Annotated in this window: 11 protein-coding genes; 6 read left to right on the top strand and 5 right to left on the bottom strand. The window is 68.3% G+C overall.

Annotated elements, in window-relative coordinates; genetic code table 11:
- Nucleotides 1-52: 52 nt before the first annotated feature.
- Both VFH59_RS08105 and VFH59_RS08110 read right to left on the bottom strand, forming a co-directional pair.
- A complete protein-coding gene (locus VFH59_RS08105) occupies nucleotides 53-1,132 on the bottom strand; it encodes a homocysteine S-methyltransferase family protein (protein WP_325164376.1) in 1,080 nt (359 codons plus the stop codon).
- Nucleotides 1,133-1,196: 64 nt separating this feature from the next.
- Nucleotides 1,197-2,123, bottom strand: a complete 927-nt coding sequence (locus VFH59_RS08110) for a metalloregulator ArsR/SmtB family transcription factor (protein WP_325164377.1) — start codon at nucleotides 2,121-2,123, stop codon at nucleotides 1,197-1,199.
- Between the two features lie 137 nt (nucleotides 2,124-2,260).
- Here VFH59_RS08110 and VFH59_RS08115 point away from each other — a divergent pair, with 137 nt between their 5' ends.
- Nucleotides 2,261-3,421 (top strand): acyl-CoA dehydrogenase family protein, encoded by a 1,161-nt coding sequence (locus VFH59_RS08115; protein ID WP_325164378.1) that lies wholly within the window; start codon nucleotides 2,261-2,263, stop codon nucleotides 3,419-3,421.
- Between the two features lie 210 nt (nucleotides 3,422-3,631).
- On the opposite strand, the gene VFH59_RS08120 is transcribed toward VFH59_RS08115, so the two are convergent.
- Both VFH59_RS08120 and VFH59_RS08125 read right to left on the bottom strand, forming a co-directional pair.
- Entirely contained in the window at nucleotides 3,632-6,805 is a 3,174-nt protein-coding gene (locus VFH59_RS08120) for an efflux RND transporter permease subunit (RefSeq protein WP_325164379.1), read from the bottom strand.
- Between the two features lie 12 nt (nucleotides 6,806-6,817).
- Nucleotides 6,818-8,023, bottom strand: coding sequence for an efflux RND transporter periplasmic adaptor subunit (locus VFH59_RS08125; RefSeq protein WP_325164380.1), 1,206 nt, complete (start codon nucleotides 8,021-8,023; stop codon nucleotides 6,818-6,820).
- Between the two features lie 418 nt (nucleotides 8,024-8,441).
- On the opposite strand from VFH59_RS08125, the gene VFH59_RS08130 reads away from it, so the two are divergent.
- The 4 genes from VFH59_RS08130 to VFH59_RS08145 all read left to right on the top strand — a co-directional run bounded on the left by VFH59_RS08130 (nucleotide 8,442) and on the right by VFH59_RS08145 (nucleotide 16,171).
- Nucleotides 8,442-13,373, top strand: coding sequence for an NAD-glutamate dehydrogenase (locus VFH59_RS08130; protein ID WP_325164381.1), 4,932 nt, complete (start codon nucleotides 8,442-8,444; stop codon nucleotides 13,371-13,373).
- Nucleotides 13,374-13,599: 226 nt separating this feature from the next.
- On the top strand, nucleotides 13,600-14,361 hold the full coding sequence (locus VFH59_RS08135) for an NAD kinase (RefSeq protein WP_325164382.1): 762 nt from the start codon (nucleotides 13,600-13,602) through the stop codon (nucleotides 14,359-14,361).
- Between the two features lie 126 nt (nucleotides 14,362-14,487).
- Nucleotides 14,488-15,417 carry a 5'-nucleotidase gene (locus VFH59_RS08140; RefSeq protein ID WP_325164383.1) on the top strand — a complete coding sequence of 310 codons (930 nt, stop codon included), beginning with the start codon at nucleotides 14,488-14,490 and terminating at the stop codon, nucleotides 15,415-15,417.
- Nucleotides 15,418-15,472: 55 nt separating this feature from the next.
- Nucleotides 15,473-16,171 (top strand): DUF1003 domain-containing protein, encoded by a 699-nt coding sequence (locus VFH59_RS08145; RefSeq protein WP_325164384.1) that lies wholly within the window; start codon nucleotides 15,473-15,475, stop codon nucleotides 16,169-16,171.
- Nucleotides 16,172-16,192: 21 nt separating this feature from the next.
- Here the strand turns inward: VFH59_RS08145 and VFH59_RS08150 are convergent, their stop codons facing one another.
- Nucleotides 16,193-17,071 (bottom strand): DMT family transporter, encoded by an 879-nt coding sequence (locus VFH59_RS08150; protein WP_325164385.1) that lies wholly within the window; start codon nucleotides 17,069-17,071, stop codon nucleotides 16,193-16,195.
- A gap of 112 nt (nucleotides 17,072-17,183) precedes the next feature.
- Between VFH59_RS08150 and VFH59_RS08155 the strand changes: the two genes are divergently transcribed.
- Nucleotides 17,184-17,887, top strand: a 704-nt coding sequence (locus VFH59_RS08155; protein ID WP_325164386.1) for an acyl-CoA dehydrogenase family protein, incomplete at its 3' end; no start/stop codon positions are given.

Raw genomic sequence — 17,887 nt, forward strand, 5'->3', positions numbered from 1 at the left:
CCCGTCATTCCGACCCTCTGCCCGACGGGGAGAGGGGGCCGGTTCCAGGTACTCATGCGGCTTCCTGCGAGGCCACCGGCAGCCGCCGCGGCGCACAGCCACGCACTGCCCCGGCGATCGCCGCGATGTGCGCGGGCGTGGTCCCGCAGCACCCGCCGACCAGGTTGAGCAGGCCGTCGCGGGCGAAGCCGGCCACGACGCTGGCCATCTGTTCGGGTGTCTCGTCGTATTCGGCGAAGGCGTTGGGAAGTCCGGCATTGGGATGCGTGCTGACGTAGCAGTCGGCAATGTCGGCCAGCGTCTGCACGTGGGGACGCAGGTCGGCTGCGCCGAGCGCGCAGTTCAGCCCCACCGCCAGCGGCTGGGCATGGCACACCGAGTAGTAGAAGGCCTCGGCCGTCTGGCCGGAGAGCGTACGGCCGGAACGGTCGGTGATCGTGCCGGAGATCATCACCGGTACGCGCGCGCCACGCTCGTGGAACAGCTCGGACAGGGCGAACAACGCGGCCTTCGCGTTGAGCGTGTCGAAAATGGTTTCCACCATCACGACGTCGGCGCCGCCATCGATCAGTCCGGCGGCGGACTCGCGGTAGTTCGATGCCAGTTCCTCGAACGTCACGTTGCGGAAGCCCGGGTCGTTGACATCCGGCGACAGCGAGGCGGTGCGGCTGGTCGGCCCGAGCACGCCGATGACGAAGCGGGGCCTGTCCGGCGTTCTGGCGGTGTACGCGTCACAGGCCGCGCGGGCCAGCCGGGCGCCCTCGAGGTTCAGTTCGTAGGCCAGGTGCTCGAGGTGGTAGTCGGCCTGGCTGATGCGGGTGGAGTTGAAGGTATTGGTCTCGACCAGGTCGGCGCCGGCCTCCAGGTAGGCCTCGTGCACGCCGCGGATCAACTCGGGGCGGGTCAGCGAAAGCAGGTCGTTGTTGCCTTTCAGATCGCAGCCACCCGGGTGGGCATGGTCGTGCCGGCTGTCGTGGCCATGTGCGAAGCGCTCGCCGCGGAAGCCCGATTCGTCCAGCGCATGGCCCTGCAGCATGGTGCCCATCGCGCCGTCGAGGATCAGGATGCGCTCGCGCAGGGCCTGTTCGAGCCGGGCGACGCGGGCGGGATGGAGCCAGGGCAGGGTGGTCATGTCGAACTCTCCAGGGCATTGCGAAGCAGGCGCGCCGGGCCGGCTCCTTCCGCGCGGACCGGGCTCATGGCTTGCGCGCCAGCATGCTGATAACTTCGAAATGCGGCGCCTTGCGTTCGCGGCTCAGGCGCACGCAGCTGGACACCGCCAGGCCGGCATCGGTGGCAAAACGGGCCAGCTCCTCGCGGGTGAAACCGAGGTTGCGGTGGTCGAAGGGCTCCACCGCCGTGCGATGGGCGTGCTTGCCCAGGGTGACGGCCAGCAGCCGGCCGCCGCTGCGCAGCAGGCGCGCGGCCTCGGCCACGGCCCGGGACGGGCGTTCGGCGTAGGTCAGCGCGTGCAACATCAGCACCAGGTCGAAGCGCTGCCTGCCCAGGTCCAGCGCGTGCATGTCGCCCTGGCGCACTTGCACGTTGGGGAACGCCTTCAGGCGTTGCGCCGCGGCAGCGACCACGCGCTCGCTGGAGTCCACGCAGACGATCGAGTGGGCATGCGGCGCCAGCAGCTCGGCGGTGATGCCATCTCCCGAGGCGATGTCCAGCACGTCGCCCGTTTCCAGCAACTGCAGCAGCGAGCGGGCAAGGGTTTCCCAGGTGCGACCGGGTGAGTAGTGGCGCTCCATGTCGCCGGCCACCGTGTCCGCCCAGCCCTCGGCGCGGGCACGGTTGGCAAGCACCGCCGGCAGGCGGGCGGCGTCTTCCCGGAGCAGGGCATCGTCGATGCTCTCGCGCAGCGAATGCAGCAGCGCGTGCTGGTGCGCCCCCCCCTCGTTGTTGGCGCGGTAGTAGGCCGAGACACCGGCCCGGCGGTCGCGGACCAGCTCGGCCTCCTTGAGCTTGGCCAGGTGGGTGGACACGCGCGGCTGGGCCAGATGCAGCACCTGCGCCAGCTCGGCCACGGTCAGTTCCTCGCGCTCCAGCAGCGCCAGCAGGCGCACCCGGGTGGGGTCGGCGAGCAGGCGCAGGACGCCGGAGGCGGTCGCCAGATCCATTTCCATCCTTATATCGCGATAGGGAGATAGATAGCCTAGGGCGGCGCTGGCACGGGGTCAAGCGACGGCCGGTCCCACAGGGAGCGGGCGCCGGTTGGGTTAAACTAGTGGGCTTCGCCAAGTCTTGGAGCCGCCCCATGGATTTCCGTTTCACCGAAGACCAGCTATCGATCCAGTCGATCGCCCGCGATTTCGCTCAGAAGCGCATCGCGCCGGTCGCCGCCGAGCTGGATGCCAAGGGCGAGTTCCCGCTCGAGAACATCCGGGAAATGGGCCAGCTGGGCCTGATGGGGATCGAGGTGCCGACGGAGTACGGCGGCGCCGGCATGGACCCGATCGCCTACGTGCTGGCCATGATCGAGATCGCGGCGGCCGATGCCGCCACCTCGACCATCATGTCGGTCAACAACTCGCTGTTCTGCAACGGCATCCTCAAGCACGGCACCGAGGAGCAGAAGCAGACCTACGTGCGCGCGATCGCCTCGGGCGAGGCCATCGGCGCCTACGCGCTGACCGAACCGCAGTCGGGATCGGACGCCTCCAACATGCACACCCGCGCGGTGAAGAACGCGGACGGCGACTGGGTGATCAACGGCAAGAAGAGCTGGATCACCTCCGGCCCGGTGGCGCGCTACATCGTGCTGTTCGCGATCACGACGCCGGGTATCGGCGCCAAAGGCGTCTCGGCGTTCATCATCGACACCCAGAAGAAGGGCTTCCACGCCGGCAAGACCGAGCCGAAGCTAGGCATCCGCGCCTCGGCCACCTGCGAGATCGAGTTCAACGACTACGTCTGCCCGAAGGAAAACCTGCTCGGACAGGAAGGCAAGGGCTTCGCGATCGCCATGGGTGTGCTGGATGCCGGGCGCATCGGCATCGCCTCGCAGGCGGTGGGCATCGGCCGCGCCGCGTATGAAGCCACCCTGCAGTGGTCGCGCGACCGCAAGGCGTTCGGCACGCCGATCGGCACGTTCCAGATGACCCAGGCCAAGATCGCCGACATGAAGTGCAAGCTGGATGCCGCCACGCTGCTGACCCTGCGCGCCGCGTGGGCCAAGGGCGAGGCGGAGCGGACCGGCGGACGCTTCGGCACCGAGGCGGCGATCGCCAAGCTGACCGCCTCCGAGGCAGCGATGTGGATCAGCCACCAGGCGGTGCAGATCCATGGTGGCATGGGTTACTCCAAGGAGATGCCGCTGGAGCGCTACTTCCGCGATGCCAAGATCACCGAGATCTACGAGGGCACCAGCGAGATCCAGCGCATCGTGATCGCGCGCAACGAAACCGGACTGCGCTGAGCGATCGGTGCGCTCTCCCTTTCGGGGAGAGGCTGGGGTGGGGCGAAGCCTGCGGGAGCGTGCACGCCTGCCTTTTGGAAAAATGTCGCTGCGACCGCATCCTCGTTGGAAATAAAAAAGCCCGGGCCTTGCCCGGGCTTTTTCTTTCGGTATCGGAGGAGTCCCGCCCCTCACCCCGGCCCTCCCCCGGAGGGGAGAGGGCGCAGGACATCAGTGCCCGCGGCGCGGGTCGGAATCGAACGTGTGCGGGCCGTCGAGGCCAGGACGAGCCGGGCCATCGCCGTCGAGCTTGTCGCCGAGCAGCCGGCGCACCACCACGTAGAACACCGGAATCAGCAGCACGCCCAGGAAGGTGGCGAACAGCATGCCGCCGATCACGCCGGTACCGATCGCATGGCGTGCATTGGCGCCGGCGCCACTGGACACGAACAGCGGGAACACGCCGAGGATGAAGGCGAGCGAGGTCATCAGGATCGGACGCAGTCGCAGACGCGCCGCCTCGATCACGCCTTCGCGCAGGGTGCGGCCGTGTGCCTGTTGCTCGACCGCGAACTCCACGATCAGGATCGCGTTCTTGGCCGCCAGGCCGATGACCGTGATCAGGCCGATCTTGAAGTAGATGTCGTTGGGCAGCCCGCGCAGCAGCGTGAACACCACCGCGCCAAGCAGGCCCAATGGCAGCACCAGCAGCACCGAGACCGGGATCGACCAGCTCTCGTAGAGCGCGGCCAGCGCCAGGAACACGATCACGATCGACAGCACCATCAGCAGCGTGGCGGCGTTGCCGGAAAGGATTTCCTGGTAGGACTGGCCGGTCCAGTCGAAGCCGTAGCCCTTGGGCAGGTCGTCGGTGACGAGTTTCTCCATCTCGGCCATGGCCTCGCCCGAGGCATGCCCCGGGGCCGGAGAGCCGACGATCTCCACGGCCGCGTAGCCGTTGTAGCGGGTCAGCGAGGGCGAACCCATTTCCCAGCTGGTATGCACCACGTTGGAGATCGGGATCATCTCCGGGGTGCCGTCCGACGCGGTCTGCGTGCTGGGGGTGAAGAAGTGCTGCAGCGCGTCGGGGCTCATGCGGTAGGGCGCGTCGGCCTGCATGATCACCCGCTTGACGCGCCCGCCGTAGGTGAAGTCGTTGACGTACACCGGCGCCAGCATCAGGCCGACGGCGTTGTAGATGTCGTTCACCGACAGGCCCATCGATTGCGCCTGCACGCGGTCGACGTCCAGGTGCAATTGCGGGGCGTCTTCCAGCGCGTTGGGCCGCACCCCGGTCAGCAGCGGGTCCTGGCCCGCCTTGCCCAGCAGGGTGTTGCGCGCCTGGGTCAGTGCCGCACGGCCGGCGCCGCTGCGGTCCTGCAGGTACATGTCGAAACCGCCGAACTGGCCCAGGCCCTGCACGGTCGGGATGTTGACCACGAAGATGCGCGCGTCGCGGATCTGGAACAGCGCCTGGTTGGCGCGCTGGATGAAGTCGGCGGCGGTGCCGTCGCGCTCGGACCAGTCCTTGAGCTTGATGAAAGCCATGCCCGCGTTCTCGCCGGCGCCGATGAAGCTGAAGCCGGTGACCTGCAGCACGGTCTCCACCGCCGGATCCTTGTGCAGGATCGTCAGCATGCGCTCCATGACCTCATGCGTGCGCTGCTTGGTGGCGCCGGGCGGCAGCTGGATCACCGACATCGCGTAGCCCTGGTCTTCCTCGGGCAGGAAGCTGCCGGGCAGGCGGGTGTAGAGGAATCCGGCCAGCACCGCGATCACCACGAACACGAACATCCAGCGTGGCGCATGCCGTACCGCGCCACCGACGTGCCCGGTATAGGTGCGGGTGGTCCAGTCGAACAGCTGGTTGAACTTGCGGAAGACCACGTTCTTCTTCTTGTGGTGTTCCGGCTGCAGGAAGCTGGCGCACAGCGCCGGCGTGAACGACAGCGCCAGGAACGCGGAGAACCCCATCGACACCGCGATGGTGAGCGCGAACTGGCGGTAGATGATGCCGGTGGCGCCCGGCTGCAGCGCCGAAGGCACGAACACCGCCGTCAGCACGACGGTGATCGCCACCACGGCGCCGGTGATCTGGCCCATCGCTTTCCGGGTGGCCTCTTTCGGCGGCAGGTTTTCCTCCGTCATGATGCGCTCGACGTTCTCGATCACCACGATCGCGTCGTCGACCACGATGCCGATCGCCAGCACCATGCCGAACAGCGTCAGCTGGTTGATGGTGAAGCCCAGCACCAGCATGCCCAGGAAGGTGCCCAGCAGCGCGACCGGGATCACCAGCGTGGGGATGATGGTGGCGCGGATGTTCTGCAGGAACAGCAGCATCACCAGAAACACCAGGATGATCGCCTCGACGAGCGTGTGCACGACCTCGTCGATCGAGATCTTCACGAAAGTGGTGCTGTCGTACGGGCTGAACCAGCTCACGCCCGGCGGGAAGCTGGGTGCCAGCTCATCCATCTTGCTGCGCACGGCGGTGGCCACGTTGAGCGCGTTGGCGCCGGGCAGCAGCTGGATCGCGAAGGCGCCGATCGGCTTGCCGTCCACGCTGGTGTCGAAGCCGTAGTTGCCCGGGCCGAAGCTGGTGGTCGCCACGTCGCCGAGCTTGACCGTGGTGCCGTCGGGGTTGGCGCGCAGGATGATGCCGGCGAACTGCTCGGGGCTGGTGAAGCGGCCTTCGGTGGAAACCGTGGCCATGATCCCCTGGCCGGGCAGGGCCGGATCGGCGCCGATCGAGCCGGCGGCGAACTGCACGTTCTGCGCGCGGATCGCGTTGAGCACCTCGGTGGCCGACAGGCCATAGCCGTGCAGCTTGTCCGGATTGAGCCAGATGCGCATGGCGTACTCGGAGCCGAACTGGTTGGTGCTGCCCACGCCCGGCACGCGCGAGATCTGGTCGAGCACCTGCGAGCCGACGATGTCGTTGAGCCGGTCACGGTCGATGTTCGGGTTGTCGGACCTCAGTGCGACCACCATCAGGAAGCCGGCATTGGCCTTGGCCACCACCACGCCCTGCTGGGTCACCTCCGAGGGCAGGCGCGGCGTGGCCAGCGCGACCTTGTTCTGCACCTGCACCTGGGCGATGTCCGGGTCGGTGCCGCTCTCGAAGGTCAGCGTGATGTTGGCGCGCCCATTGGCGCTCGAGGAGGAACTGAAATACAGCAGGTGGTCGATGCCGGTCAGCTGCTGCTCGATCACCTGGGTGACCGTCTTCTCGGTGGTCTCGGCACTGGCGCCGGGGTAGGAGGCGCTCACCGTCACCGAGGGCGGGGCGATGTTCGGGTAGGACTCCACGCCCAGGTTGAGGATGGCCAGCACGCCGCCCAGCGAAATCAGGATGGCCACCACCCAGGCGAAGATCGGGCGGTTGATGAAGAAACTCGGCATCGTCGGGCTCCGTTACTTGCGGCGCGCGGTCGCGGCCGCGGCCGGACCCTTGGCGGCGGCCGGTGCGTTGCCCGCCGACGCCGCCGGCTGCCACGGGGACGGATTGGCCGGCGCACCTTCCTTCACGTTCTGCACGCCCGAGACGACGACCGTCTCGCCGGCCTTCAGGCCGTTCGTGACGACCCAGTCGCCGCCCTGCATGGCGCTGGCGGTGACGCCGTTGCGGACAACCTTGTTGCCGGCCCCCAGGGTGTACACGTAGGCGCCCGTGGTGTCGCGCAGCACGGCCGCCTGGGGGACCAGGAACACGTTGTGGCGCTGGCCCAGCGAAGCCTCGAGCGTCACGTACATGCCCGGCAGCAGGGCGTGCGCGGGATTGGGGATGCGCGCGCGCAACTTCACCGCGCCGGTGGCCGGGTCGACCGTGGTCGAGGAGAAGTCCAGGGTGCCGGGCTCACCGTAGGTGCTGCCGTCGGGCAGGGCCACGCGCACCTGGGCGCTGTCGTTGCCGGCCAGCGACACGCTGCCCTGGCCCTGCGCCTGGCGCAGCTGCTCGAGTTCGGCGACGCTCATGGTGAAGTTCACATACAGCGGATCGATCTGGTCGACGGTGGTAAGCAGCGTCGCCTCGGCCTGGCCGACCAGCGCGCCCTCGGTCACCTGCTGCTGGCCTGCGCGGCCATCGATCGGCGAGCGCACGTCGGCGTAGCCGAGGTTGATCTGTGCCGACTGCACCGAGGCGCGCGCCTGCTGCACGGCTGCCGCGGCGCTGCGTTCGGTCGCCAGCGCATTGTCCAGGTCCGCCTTGGAGACGTAGCCCTTCGGAGCCAGTTCGCGGGCGCGGCTGGCATTGACCTTGGCATTGGTGTAGCTGGCCTGCGCCTGCGCCAGGCTCGCCTGGGCCGCGCCCAGCGTGGCCTTCAGCGGCGCCGGGTCGATCTGGAACAGCAACTGGCCCTTCCTGACGTCGGTGCCTTCCTCGTAGGTGCGCTTGAGCAGCACGCCCGGCACGCGGGCGCGCACATCGGCGCTGCGGAATGCGGACAGGCGGCCGACCAGGTCCCGGGTGAGCGGTACGGTCTGCGCCTTGAGGGTGATCACTCCCACTTGCGGCGGCGGCATCTGCTGCGGCCCCTGCGGCTGGTCCTTGCCGCCGCAGGCGGCCAGGGCAAGCATGCCGAGGCACAGGGCCAGGGTGCGCGTTGTCGTGGACTTCATGGGAACTCCATTCTTATGAGGCGTGATCAGGGTGCGGCGGGGAAGCCGGGGAGCATACGGGCGCGGACGTGGTCGACCAGTGCCAATGGTCGTGACGCGGCCCGCCGGCGGTGGGGGCCGCCGACGCTGCAAAAGGCGCAACTATACCGGCCAGTTTACATTTACGAACCGCCACGGCCAAGATCTTGTGCACTGCGCGAAGTTGTGCCCAACGACCGCCTGGCCGCCTCCCGGGCCGCTGCGGGAGCCTCCGCCGACCCGCCGCCCATGAACCCTGAACCGGGCTGCGTCCGCAGGCCCGACAAGCCCGCCGCAACGGGGCTCATCGGTGGAATCGCCCCGGCACCAGGCGTATCCTTTTCGGGCTTTACGCCTCCCCAGCGTGGGCCCCATCCGTTTCCACTGACAAGCAGATGCCATGAATGCCATTCGCGCGACCAGCGACAGCTCGGTTCCCCCAGCTGTCTTCGAGGAACTGAAGAAAAGCGGCTTTGCGACCGGGCGCCTTGATGAGGCGCAATTTTTTATCGGTGCCTTCTTCGCGCGGATGGCGCACAGCGACGTCGACCTGCACACGCCGTCGGAATGGGCATCACTCATCGGCGGCATGCTCGATTTCCTGCAGCAGCGCGAACCGGGGCGCGCCAAGGTGCGTGTGTTCAACCCCGAGAGCGGGCACGCCGGCCGCAGCGTGATCGAGGTCGTCACCGACGACATGCCGTTCCTGGTCGACACGGTCAGCATGGTCGCCTCCGACGACCTGCAGATCCACGGGGTGATCCATCCGGTGGTCAACGCCACGCGCAACGCCAAGGGGCAGCTGCAGCAGCTGGGCGATGGCGGCGGCAAGCCCGAGTCGGTCATGCACCTGGAGGTCGACCGCGTGGCCGACGAGGCGGCACAGGCCGCGCTCAAGGCCCGCGTCGAGGCGGCACTGGAGGACGTGCGCGTCGCGGTGGGCGACTGGTCGGCGATGCGCGACAAGGCGCTGGCGATCGCCGCGGACCTGCCGCAGCGCAAGCTGCCGCTCGGCGAGAGTGCGGTTGGCGAGGCCTCGGCCTTCCTGCGCTGGCTGGCGGACGACAACTTCACCTTCCTCGGCTACCGCGAGTACGAGGTGACCGAGGCCGACGGCGAGGAAGTGCTGCGTGCCGTCAACGATTCCGGCCTGGGCATCCTGCGCGGCAGCGAACGCTCGGTGGCGCCGCGTTCGCTGCGCAGCCTGGTCGCCTCGGAACTGCCGCAGTCGGGTTCGACCGATGCGGTCATCCTGACCAAGACCAACGCCCGCTCGCACGTACATCGTCCGGGCTACATGGACTACGTCGGCGTGCTCCGCTTCGATGACGCCGGCAAGCCGGTGGCCGAGCAGCGCTTCCTGGGCCTGTTCTCCTCCAACGCCTACATGGCCCGTCCGCAGGACGTGCCACTGGTGCGCCAGAAGGTCGAGGCGGTGCTGTGCCGCTCGGGCCTGAAGCGCGATTCCTACTCCGGCAAGTCGTTGCGCCACATTCTGGAAACGCTGCCGCGCGACGAACTGTTCCAGAGCAGCGAAGACGAGCTGTTCGGGATTTCCTGCGGCATCCTCGACTTGCGCCAGCGCGCCCGCACGCGCCTGTTCGTGCGCCGCGACCGTTACGGCCGCTTCTACACCTGCCTGGTGTTCGTGCCGCGCGAGCGTTTCAACACCACCGTCCGCGAGCGCATCGAGAACCTGCTGCGCGAGGCGTTGCACGGCGAGCACATCGACTCGGCGGTGCTGATGGGCGAGGCTGCGCTGGCCCGCCTGCACGTGGTGGTGCGCCCGAAGATCGGCGACCGCGCGACCTACGACAGCGCCGCGCTGGAGCAGGCGGTCGCGGCGATCGTGCGCAACTGGCACGACGACGTGCGCGACGCGCTGGTCGCCGCGCGTGGCGACCACGAGGGCGTGGTGCTGGCCAACCGCTACGTCAAGGCGTTGCCGGTGGGCTACGTCGACGAAGTGAGTCCGGAGGTGGCTGCCGAGGACGTCCACGAGCTCTCCCAGCTCGAGGGCGACGATGCCGTGCGCATGTCCTTCTACCACCCGCCGCAGCGGCCGGACGAACTGCGCTTCAAGGTCTACCGCTCCGGCAGCGACATCGCCCTGTCCGAGGTGCTGCCGCAGCTGGAGAACCTGGGCCTGCGCGTGCTCACCGAGCATGTCTACGACGTGCGCACCGGCGGCACGCCGCTGTTCATCCAGGACTTCGAGGTGCAGCCGGTCGGCCACCTCACCTTCTCCGTCGAGCAGGTCGGCGAGCTGTTCGAGGACGCCTTCGAGCAGATCTGGCGCGGCAACGCCGAGAACGACGGCTTCAACCGCCTGGTGCTGGGGGCCAAGCTCAACTGGCGGCAGGTCGCCATGCTGCGCGGCTACTGCAAGTACCTGCTGCAGACCGGCGTGTCGTTCTCGCAGGCCTACATGGAGGACGCGCTCAACCGCTACCCGGCCATCGCCGGCCTGCTGGTCGAGCTGTTCAACGCCAAGTTCGACCCGCGCCGCGAGAGCCTCACGGCCGACGAGCTCCAGACCGCGGGCCAGCTGCTCGACGCCGAGATGCGCGTGTTGATCCCGGGCAACGTGCAATCCGCACAGCCGCACCTGGTCGACAACCTGGTCGGCATGCTCTCGCGCCCGCGCGCCGAGCAGGTGGCGGTGACCGAGGAGGCGGTGGCCACGTTGCTGGAGAACGTCTCCAGCCTGGACGACGACCGCATCCTGCGCAGCTTCCTCGGCGTGATCCGCGCCACCCTGCGCACCAGCTTCTTCCAGCAGTGGGATGGCGCCTACCGGCCTTACATCAGCTTCAAGTTCGACTCGCACAAGGTGCCCGAGCTGCCCAAGCCGGTGCCCTATCGCGAGATCTTCGTCTCGGCCGCGCGCGTGGAAGGCATCCACCTGCGCTTCGGTGCGGTCGCCCGTGGCGGCCTGCGCTGGTCCGACCGCCGCGAGGATTTCCGCACCGAGGTGCTCGGCCTGGTCAAGGCGCAGATGGTCAAGAACACCGTGATCGTGCCGGTCGGTTCCAAGGGCGGCTTCTTCGTCAAGCGTCCGCCGGTCGGCGGCGATCGCGACGCGCAGCTGGCCGAGGGCATCGCCTGCTACAAGATGTTCATTAACGGCCTGCTCGACATCACCGACAACCTGGTCGAGGGCAAGGTCGTGCCGCCGCACGAGGTGGTGCGCCACGACCAGGACGACCCGTACCTGGTGGTCGCGGCGGACAAGGGCACGGCGACGTTCTCCGACATCGCCAACGCCATCTCGATCGAGCACGGGTTCTGGCTCGGCGACGCGTTCGCCTCCGGCGGCTCGAACGGCTACGACCACAAGGGCATGGGCATCACCGCCAAGGGTGCGTGGGAGTCGGTCAAGCGCCACTTCCGCGCGCTCGGTCGCGATTCGCAGACGCAGGACTTCACCTGCGTCGGTATCGGCGACATGTCCGGCGACGTGTTCGGCAACGGCATGCTGCTGTCCGAGCACATCCGCCTGCTGGCCGCATTCGACCATCGTCACATCTTCCTGGACCCGAACCCGGATGCGGCCAGGTCGTTCGCCGAGCGTGAGCGCATGTTCAAGCTGCCGCGCTCGAGCTGGGAGGACTACGACCAGTCGCTGATCTCCGAGGGTGGCGGCGTGTACGCGCGCAGCGCCAAGTCGATTCCCATCTCGCCACAGGTTCGCGAGGCGCTCGGCATCAAGGGCGACGCCGCGCAGCTGACCCCGGCCGAACTGATGAGCGCGATCCTCAAGGCACCGGTCGACCTCCTGTGGAACGGCGGCATCGGTACCTACGTGAAGTCGTCGCAGGAAACCAATGCGGATGTCGGCGACCGCGCCAACAATGCGTTGCGCGTCAACGGCGCCGACCTGCGCTGCAAGGTCGTGGGCGAGGGCGGCAACCTGGGCTTCACCCAGAAGGGCCGCATCGAGGCAGCCCAGCACGGGGTGCTGCTCAACACCGACTTCATCGACAACTCCGCCGGCGTGGACACCTCCGATCACGAGGTGAACATCAAGATCCTGCTCAACGACGCCGTGCGGCGCGGCGAGCTGACCGAGGAAGGCCGCAACAAGCAGCTGGCCGCGATGACCGACGAAGTCGGCGAGCTGGTGCTGTGGGACAACTACCGGCAGAACCAGGCGATCACCCTGATGGAGCACCAGTCGGTCAAGCGACTGGGTTCTATGGCGCACTTCATCCGTGAACTGGAGGCCCAGGGCCTGCTCGACCGCCAGGTCGAGAACCTGCCCTCGGACGCGGAGCTGGCCGAGCGCAAGGCGCGCCACCAGGGGATGACCCGTCCGGAGCTTTCGGTGTTGCTGTCCTACGACAAGATCAAGCTGTACCAGCAACTGCTCGAGTCGGACGTGCCGGAAGACCCGTACCTGTCCAAGGAGCTGGTGCGCTACTTCCCCGAGCCGCTGCACGGCAAGTACGCCGAGAACATGCAGCGCCACCGCCTCAAGCGCGAGATCATCGCCACCGCGGTGACCAACTCGACGATCAACCGCATGGGCGCCACCTTCATGCTGCGCATGCAGGAGGACACCGGGCAGGGGCCGGCGGCGATCGCCAAGGCGTACACCGCCGCGCGCGAGATCCTCGATGCCCGCGAGCTGTGGGCCGAGATCGAGGCGCTCGACGGCAAGGTCGCCGAGGACACCCAGATCGACGCGATCATGCAGATCTGGTCGCAGCTGCGGCACATGACCCGCTGGCTGCTCAACCGCCCCGGTGCCAGCCTGGACATCGCCGCCAACGTCGACCGCTACCAGGCGGGCGTCACTGCGCTGCGGCAGGCATTGCCCGATGTGCTGACCGGCACCGGCAAGGCCGATTTCGAGCTCAGCTGCGAGAAGTGGGAAGGCCTGGGCGTGCCGGCCGGGCTGGCCCTGCGGCTGGCGCGGATGCCGGTGCTGCGCGCGGTGCTGGACATGTGCGAGGTCGCCCAGCAGAGCGGCCAGCCGATCACCACCGTCGCCCGCGTATTCTACGAACTGGGTGAGGCGCTCGACCTGGAGTGGCTGCGCGGGCAGATCGAAGCGCTGCCGGTGGAAGGCCACTGGCATGCGCAGGCACGCGGTTCGCTGCTGGACGAGCTCAATCACCAGCATCGTGCGCTGGCCCAGCAGGTGCTCGCGCTGGCCGGCGACCGCAAGGATGTCTCGCCGGTGCAGGCCTGGCTGGAGCGTGACGATCCCACGCTCAACTACACCCGCAGCATGCTCGCCGAGATCCTGACCCAGAACGCGGACTATCCGATCGCCTCGGTGGCCGTCCGCCGCCTGGCGCAGCTCGCGCAGGTGCCGGTGGGATGATCTAGAGGCGGGACCTCGCCGCGCATGGCTCCTCCCCCTGCCTGCAGGGGGAGGTTGGGAGGGGGTGGTTTCGTCCGGAGCGGAGAGCACCCCTCCCCAACCCTCCCCTGCAAGCAGGGGAGGGAGCAAGTTCCCCGGCTCTCCTCCGCGAGCAGGAAAGGCCAAGCCTGCTACGACGTCACGCGCTGCGCTAAGCTCGAAGCATCCCCTGCCACGCCGGATGCCCATGCGCTTCGCCTTCGTCGCCAGCGACACCGCCGTCGCCCAGCAGGCCCGCCGCAAGCTGGCCGAGCGCTACGGCGACCTGCCGCCGCTGGAGGCCGAGGTCATCGTGGCGCTGGGCGGCGACGGCTTCATGCTGCGCACCCTGCATGCCCACCGTGCGCTGGACCTGCCGGTCTACGGCATGAAGCTCGGCCGGGTCGGCTTCCTGATGAACAAGCACCAGCTCGACGACCTGCCAGGGCGGATCGAGCGTGCCCATGCCGCCGTGCTCTACCCCCTGCAGATGCGCACCACCGATGCGGACGGCAACGAACAGTTCGCATTGGCCTTCAACGAGGTCTCGTTGCTGCGCCAGACCAACCAGGCCGCGCACCTTGAGGTGAAGCTCAACGACGAGGTGAAGCTCGCGGCGCTGGTGTGCGACGGCATCATGGTCGCCACGCCGGCCGGCTCCACCGCCTACAACCTCTCGGCACACGGGCCGATCCTGCCGCTCGACGCCAACGTACTGGCGCTGACGCCGATCAGCCCGTTCCGTCCTCGCCGCTGGCGCGGGGCGATCCTGCCGCACCGCACGGTGGTCACCCTGCGCGTGCTCGAACCCGGCAAGCGGCCGGTCAGCGCCACGGCCGATTTCCTGGAGGTACGCAACGTGCGCACGGTGAAGATCTGCCAGGCGGAAGAGTGCGGGGTGAAGCTGCTGTTCGATCCGGAACACAATCTGGAGCAGCGGATCCTGGACGAACAGTTCGCCGCCGAGTGACGGGACGGAGCGGGCAATGGGCGCACGCGCGAGGGTGGAAGGTACGTTGCAGCCGCACTCCCGGCCCACGATTCCCGCGCCCTTCCGGCCGTCCCCAAATCCCGTCCCCTTTGCTAGATTGCCCGCATGATGCCCGCGACTCCGAGCGCCCACGACCCCGGCGCCAGCACCGACAATCGCCTGGTCGTCGCGATCTCCTCGCGGGCGCTGTTCGACCTCGGCGACAGCCATGCCCTGTTCGAGCGGGATGGCCTGGATGCCTACCGCCGCTTCCAGATCGAGCATGAGGACCAGATCCTCAAGCCGGGCGTGGCCTTCCCGCTGGTGCAGAAGCTGCTGGGGCTCAACAAGCTCGCGGGCGACAAGCCGCCGGTGGAGGTGATCCTGCTGTCGCGCAATTCCGGCGACACCGGCCTGCGCATCTTCAACGCCATCCAGCACTACGGGCTGGAGATCAGCCGCGCCGCGTTCACCAGTGGCGCCCCCACCTCCGACTACATCGCCCCGTTCAAGGCCGACCTGTTCCTCTCGGCCAATGCCGAAGATGTGGGCCGCGCGCTGGCCGCGGGCGTCGCCGCCGCGACCATCCTGCCCAGCACCGCACCGCCACGCGCCAGCGAGCAGCTGCGCATCGCCTTCGACGGCGACGCGGTGATCTTCGGCGACGAGGGCGAGCGCGTCTCCCGCGAGGAGGGCCTGGAGGCGTTCCACCGCCGCGAGACCGAACAGGCTGCCGAGCCGCTCTCGGTCGGCCCGTTCCGCGGCTTCCTCACCGCGCTGCACCGGCTGCAGACCGCCTTCCCGGCCGAGGACTCGCCCATCCGCACCGCGCTGGTGACCGCCCGCTCGGCACCCGCGCACAAGCGGGTGATCCTGACCCTGCGCCGCTGGGGAGTGCGCATCGACGAGGCCCTGTTCCTGGGCGGGCGCGACAAGGGGCCGTTCCTGGATGCCTTCGGCGCCGACATCTTCTTCGACGACTCGCCCGCCAACGTCGAGTCCGCGCGCAGGCACGTCGCCACCGGCCACGTGCCGCATGGGGTCAGCAACCGCTGAGCCTTCCGCCAGGCGGCGGTGCTAGGCTCGTGCGGGGCATCCGGAGGATACGGCTGTGGGCAAACACGCCATGGGGACCTGCACCGTCTGCGGCAGGGAAGTGCCGGCACGCGAACTGGTGCCGGGCGAACTGGTGCGTCCCGAGGTGGCCCAGGAGCTGGGCAAGCTGGCGCCCGGATGGACGCCCGAGCGGCCCGTCTGCCGTGCCGACCTGGCCCGGGCGCGTGCCGCCTACGTCCACGACCTGCTGGAATCGGAGCGGGGCGAGCTCAGCTCGCTCGAGAACGACGTGCTGCGCAGCCTGCGCGAGCACGAACTGGTCTCGACCGACATCGAGCGCGAATTCGACCGGCAGTGGAGCTTGGGCGAACGCCTGGCGGACCGCATCGCCACCTTCGGCGGAAGCTGGACCTTCCTCGCCTTCTTCGCCCTGTTCCTGCTCGCCTGGATCGGCCTGAATTCCTTCGTGCTCTGGCGCCATCCGCCGGATCCATACCCCTACATCTTCCTCAACCTGGTGCTCTCGTGCCTGGCTGCGGTGCAGGCGCCGGTGATCATGATGAGCCAGAACCGGCAGGAGGCGAAGGACCGCCTCCGCTCGCAGCACGATTACAAGATCAACCTCAAGGCCGAGCTGGAGATCCGGCATCTCCACGAAAAGGTCGACCATCTGCTGTCCCATCAATGGGAGCGGCTGGTGCGGATCCAGGAGCTGCAGGTGGAGCTGCTGTCGGACCTCGGCCGACGCAGGTAAGCCCGTGCCGGTCTGCGCGCTTCAGGCAACCAGCTTCATCCGGCGCCACCAGCCGGTCACCTGCTCCTCGCGCACCAGCGTGAACAGCCCGGCGCCCAGGATCAGCACGATGCCGACCAGCATCGGCCAGTCCAGCGTGTCGCCGAACAGCCAGTAGCCGAAGCCGATCGCCCACAGCATCTGGCTGTATTGCGTCGGTGCCACCCGGTTGGCGGGTACCAGCTGGGTGGCCAGCATCAGCAGCACACCCGCCAGCCCGGCGAGCAGGCCGTAGCCGGCCAGCAGGCCCCACTGCTGCAGGGTCGGCCAGGCGAAGGCGGGCAGCATCAGCACGCCGCCCGCCACCAGCGGGCCGATCACCCCGGCACCGAACAGGCTGACGCGCTTCTCGTGCGCGCCGGCCATGCGCAGGGCGACCACCGAGATGGCGCCGGCCATGCCGCACGTGATCGCCGCGACGTGGCCCAGGCCCAGGTGACGGAGACCGGGGCGCAGCACCACCAGCACGCCCACGAAGCCGGCAAGCACCGCCGACCAGCGCCGCCAGCCCACGTGTTCCTTCAGGAACACGACCGACAGCACCGTCACGAAGATCGGCATCAGGAAGATCAGCGCGAAGGTCTCGGCCATCGGAAGGTGGGTGAACGCCACCACGGCAGACACGTTGCAGACCGCACCGGTCACCGCGCGGATCCACCACAACGACGGGCGCTTGGCCACGAACACCTCGTGCCAGCGGTCGCCCGGCTTGCGGATGAACGGAATCGCCACCAGGCCGAGCACCGCCCCGAAGAACACCGCTTCGAAGGCCGGCAGCGTGCCGTGCAGGGATTTGACGAAGGCATCGCTGATCGCATAGGCCGCGTAGCAGGCAAAGCCGAGTAGTACGCCCTTGAACATGGGTGTTCCGAGTGGGTGGAGGCAGGGCGGCAGGTGGGCAGGCGCCCCGGCATGACCTGCCGCCATCGCGGGCGGTAGAATGCCGGGCTTGTCCCTCCATCGGAATCCAAGCATGGCCGCCCGTCTCGACCCGCTCGACCTGTACGACGTCCGTTCGCTGCTCAGCGACGAGGAGCGCATGGTGCAGGATACCGTCGGACGTTTCGTCGACGAGAAGGTGCTGCCGATCATCGGCGACTGCTTCGACCAGGGCCGTTTCCCCAAGGAATTGATCCCCGAGATCGCCAACCTCGGCCTGCTGGGCGCGACGATCCCGGAAAAGTACGGCTGCGCCGGTATGAACGGCGTGAGCTACGGCCTGATCTGCCAGGAGCTGGAGCGCGGCGATTCGGGCCTGCGCAGCTTCGCCTCGGTGCAGAGTTCGCTGTGCATGTACCCGATCTACGCCTACGGCACCGAAGAGCAGAAGACGCACTACCTGCCGAAGATGGCGGCGGGCGAGATCATCGGCTGCTTCGGCCTGACCGAGCCGCACGGCGGCTCCGATCCGGCCAACATGAAGACCAACGCGAAGAAGGACGGCGGCGACTGGGTCCTCAACGGCGCCAAGATGTGGATCACCAACGGCAACCTGGCCCACATCGCGATCGTCTGGGCGCAGACCGAGGACGGCATCCAGGGCTTCATCGTGCCGACCGACAGCGCCGGCTTCACCGCGCAGGAAGTGCACAAGAAGATGAGCCTGCGCGCCTCGGTCACCTCCGCGCTGTTCTTCGACAACGTGCGCGTGCCCGAAGCCAACCGCCTGCCCAACGT

The sequence above is a fragment of the Frateuria sp. genome (assembly GCF_035695185.1).
Lineage (GTDB): Bacteria > Pseudomonadota > Gammaproteobacteria > Xanthomonadales > Rhodanobacteraceae > Frateuria_A.

Bases quoted from the DNA above. Each gene is read 5' to 3' on its own strand.
- VFH59_RS08105 (WP_325164376.1), bottom strand. From the start codon at position 1,132: ATGACCACCCTGCCCTGGCTCCATCCCGCCCGCGTCGCCCGGCTCGAA.
- VFH59_RS08110 (WP_325164377.1), bottom strand. From the start codon at position 2,123: ATGGATCTGGCGACCGCCTCCGGCGTCCTGCGCCTGCTCGCCGACCCC.
- VFH59_RS08150 (WP_325164385.1), bottom strand. From the start codon at position 17,071: ATGTTCAAGGGCGTACTACTCGGCTTTGCCTGCTACGCGGCCTATGCG.
- VFH59_RS08115 (WP_325164378.1), top strand. From the start codon at position 2,261: ATGGATTTCCGTTTCACCGAAGACCAGCTATCGATCCAGTCGATCGCC.
- VFH59_RS08135 (WP_325164382.1), top strand. From the start codon at position 13,600: ATGCGCTTCGCCTTCGTCGCCAGCGACACCGCCGTCGCCCAGCAGGCC.
- VFH59_RS08125 (WP_325164380.1), bottom strand. From the start codon at position 8,023: ATGAAGTCCACGACAACGCGCACCCTGGCCCTGTGCCTCGGCATGCTT.
- VFH59_RS08120 (WP_325164379.1), bottom strand. From the start codon at position 6,805: ATGCCGAGTTTCTTCATCAACCGCCCGATCTTCGCCTGGGTGGTGGCC.
- VFH59_RS08130 (WP_325164381.1), top strand. From the start codon at position 8,442: ATGAATGCCATTCGCGCGACCAGCGACAGCTCGGTTCCCCCAGCTGTC.
- VFH59_RS08140 (WP_325164383.1), top strand. From the start codon at position 14,488: ATGATGCCCGCGACTCCGAGCGCCCACGACCCCGGCGCCAGCACCGAC.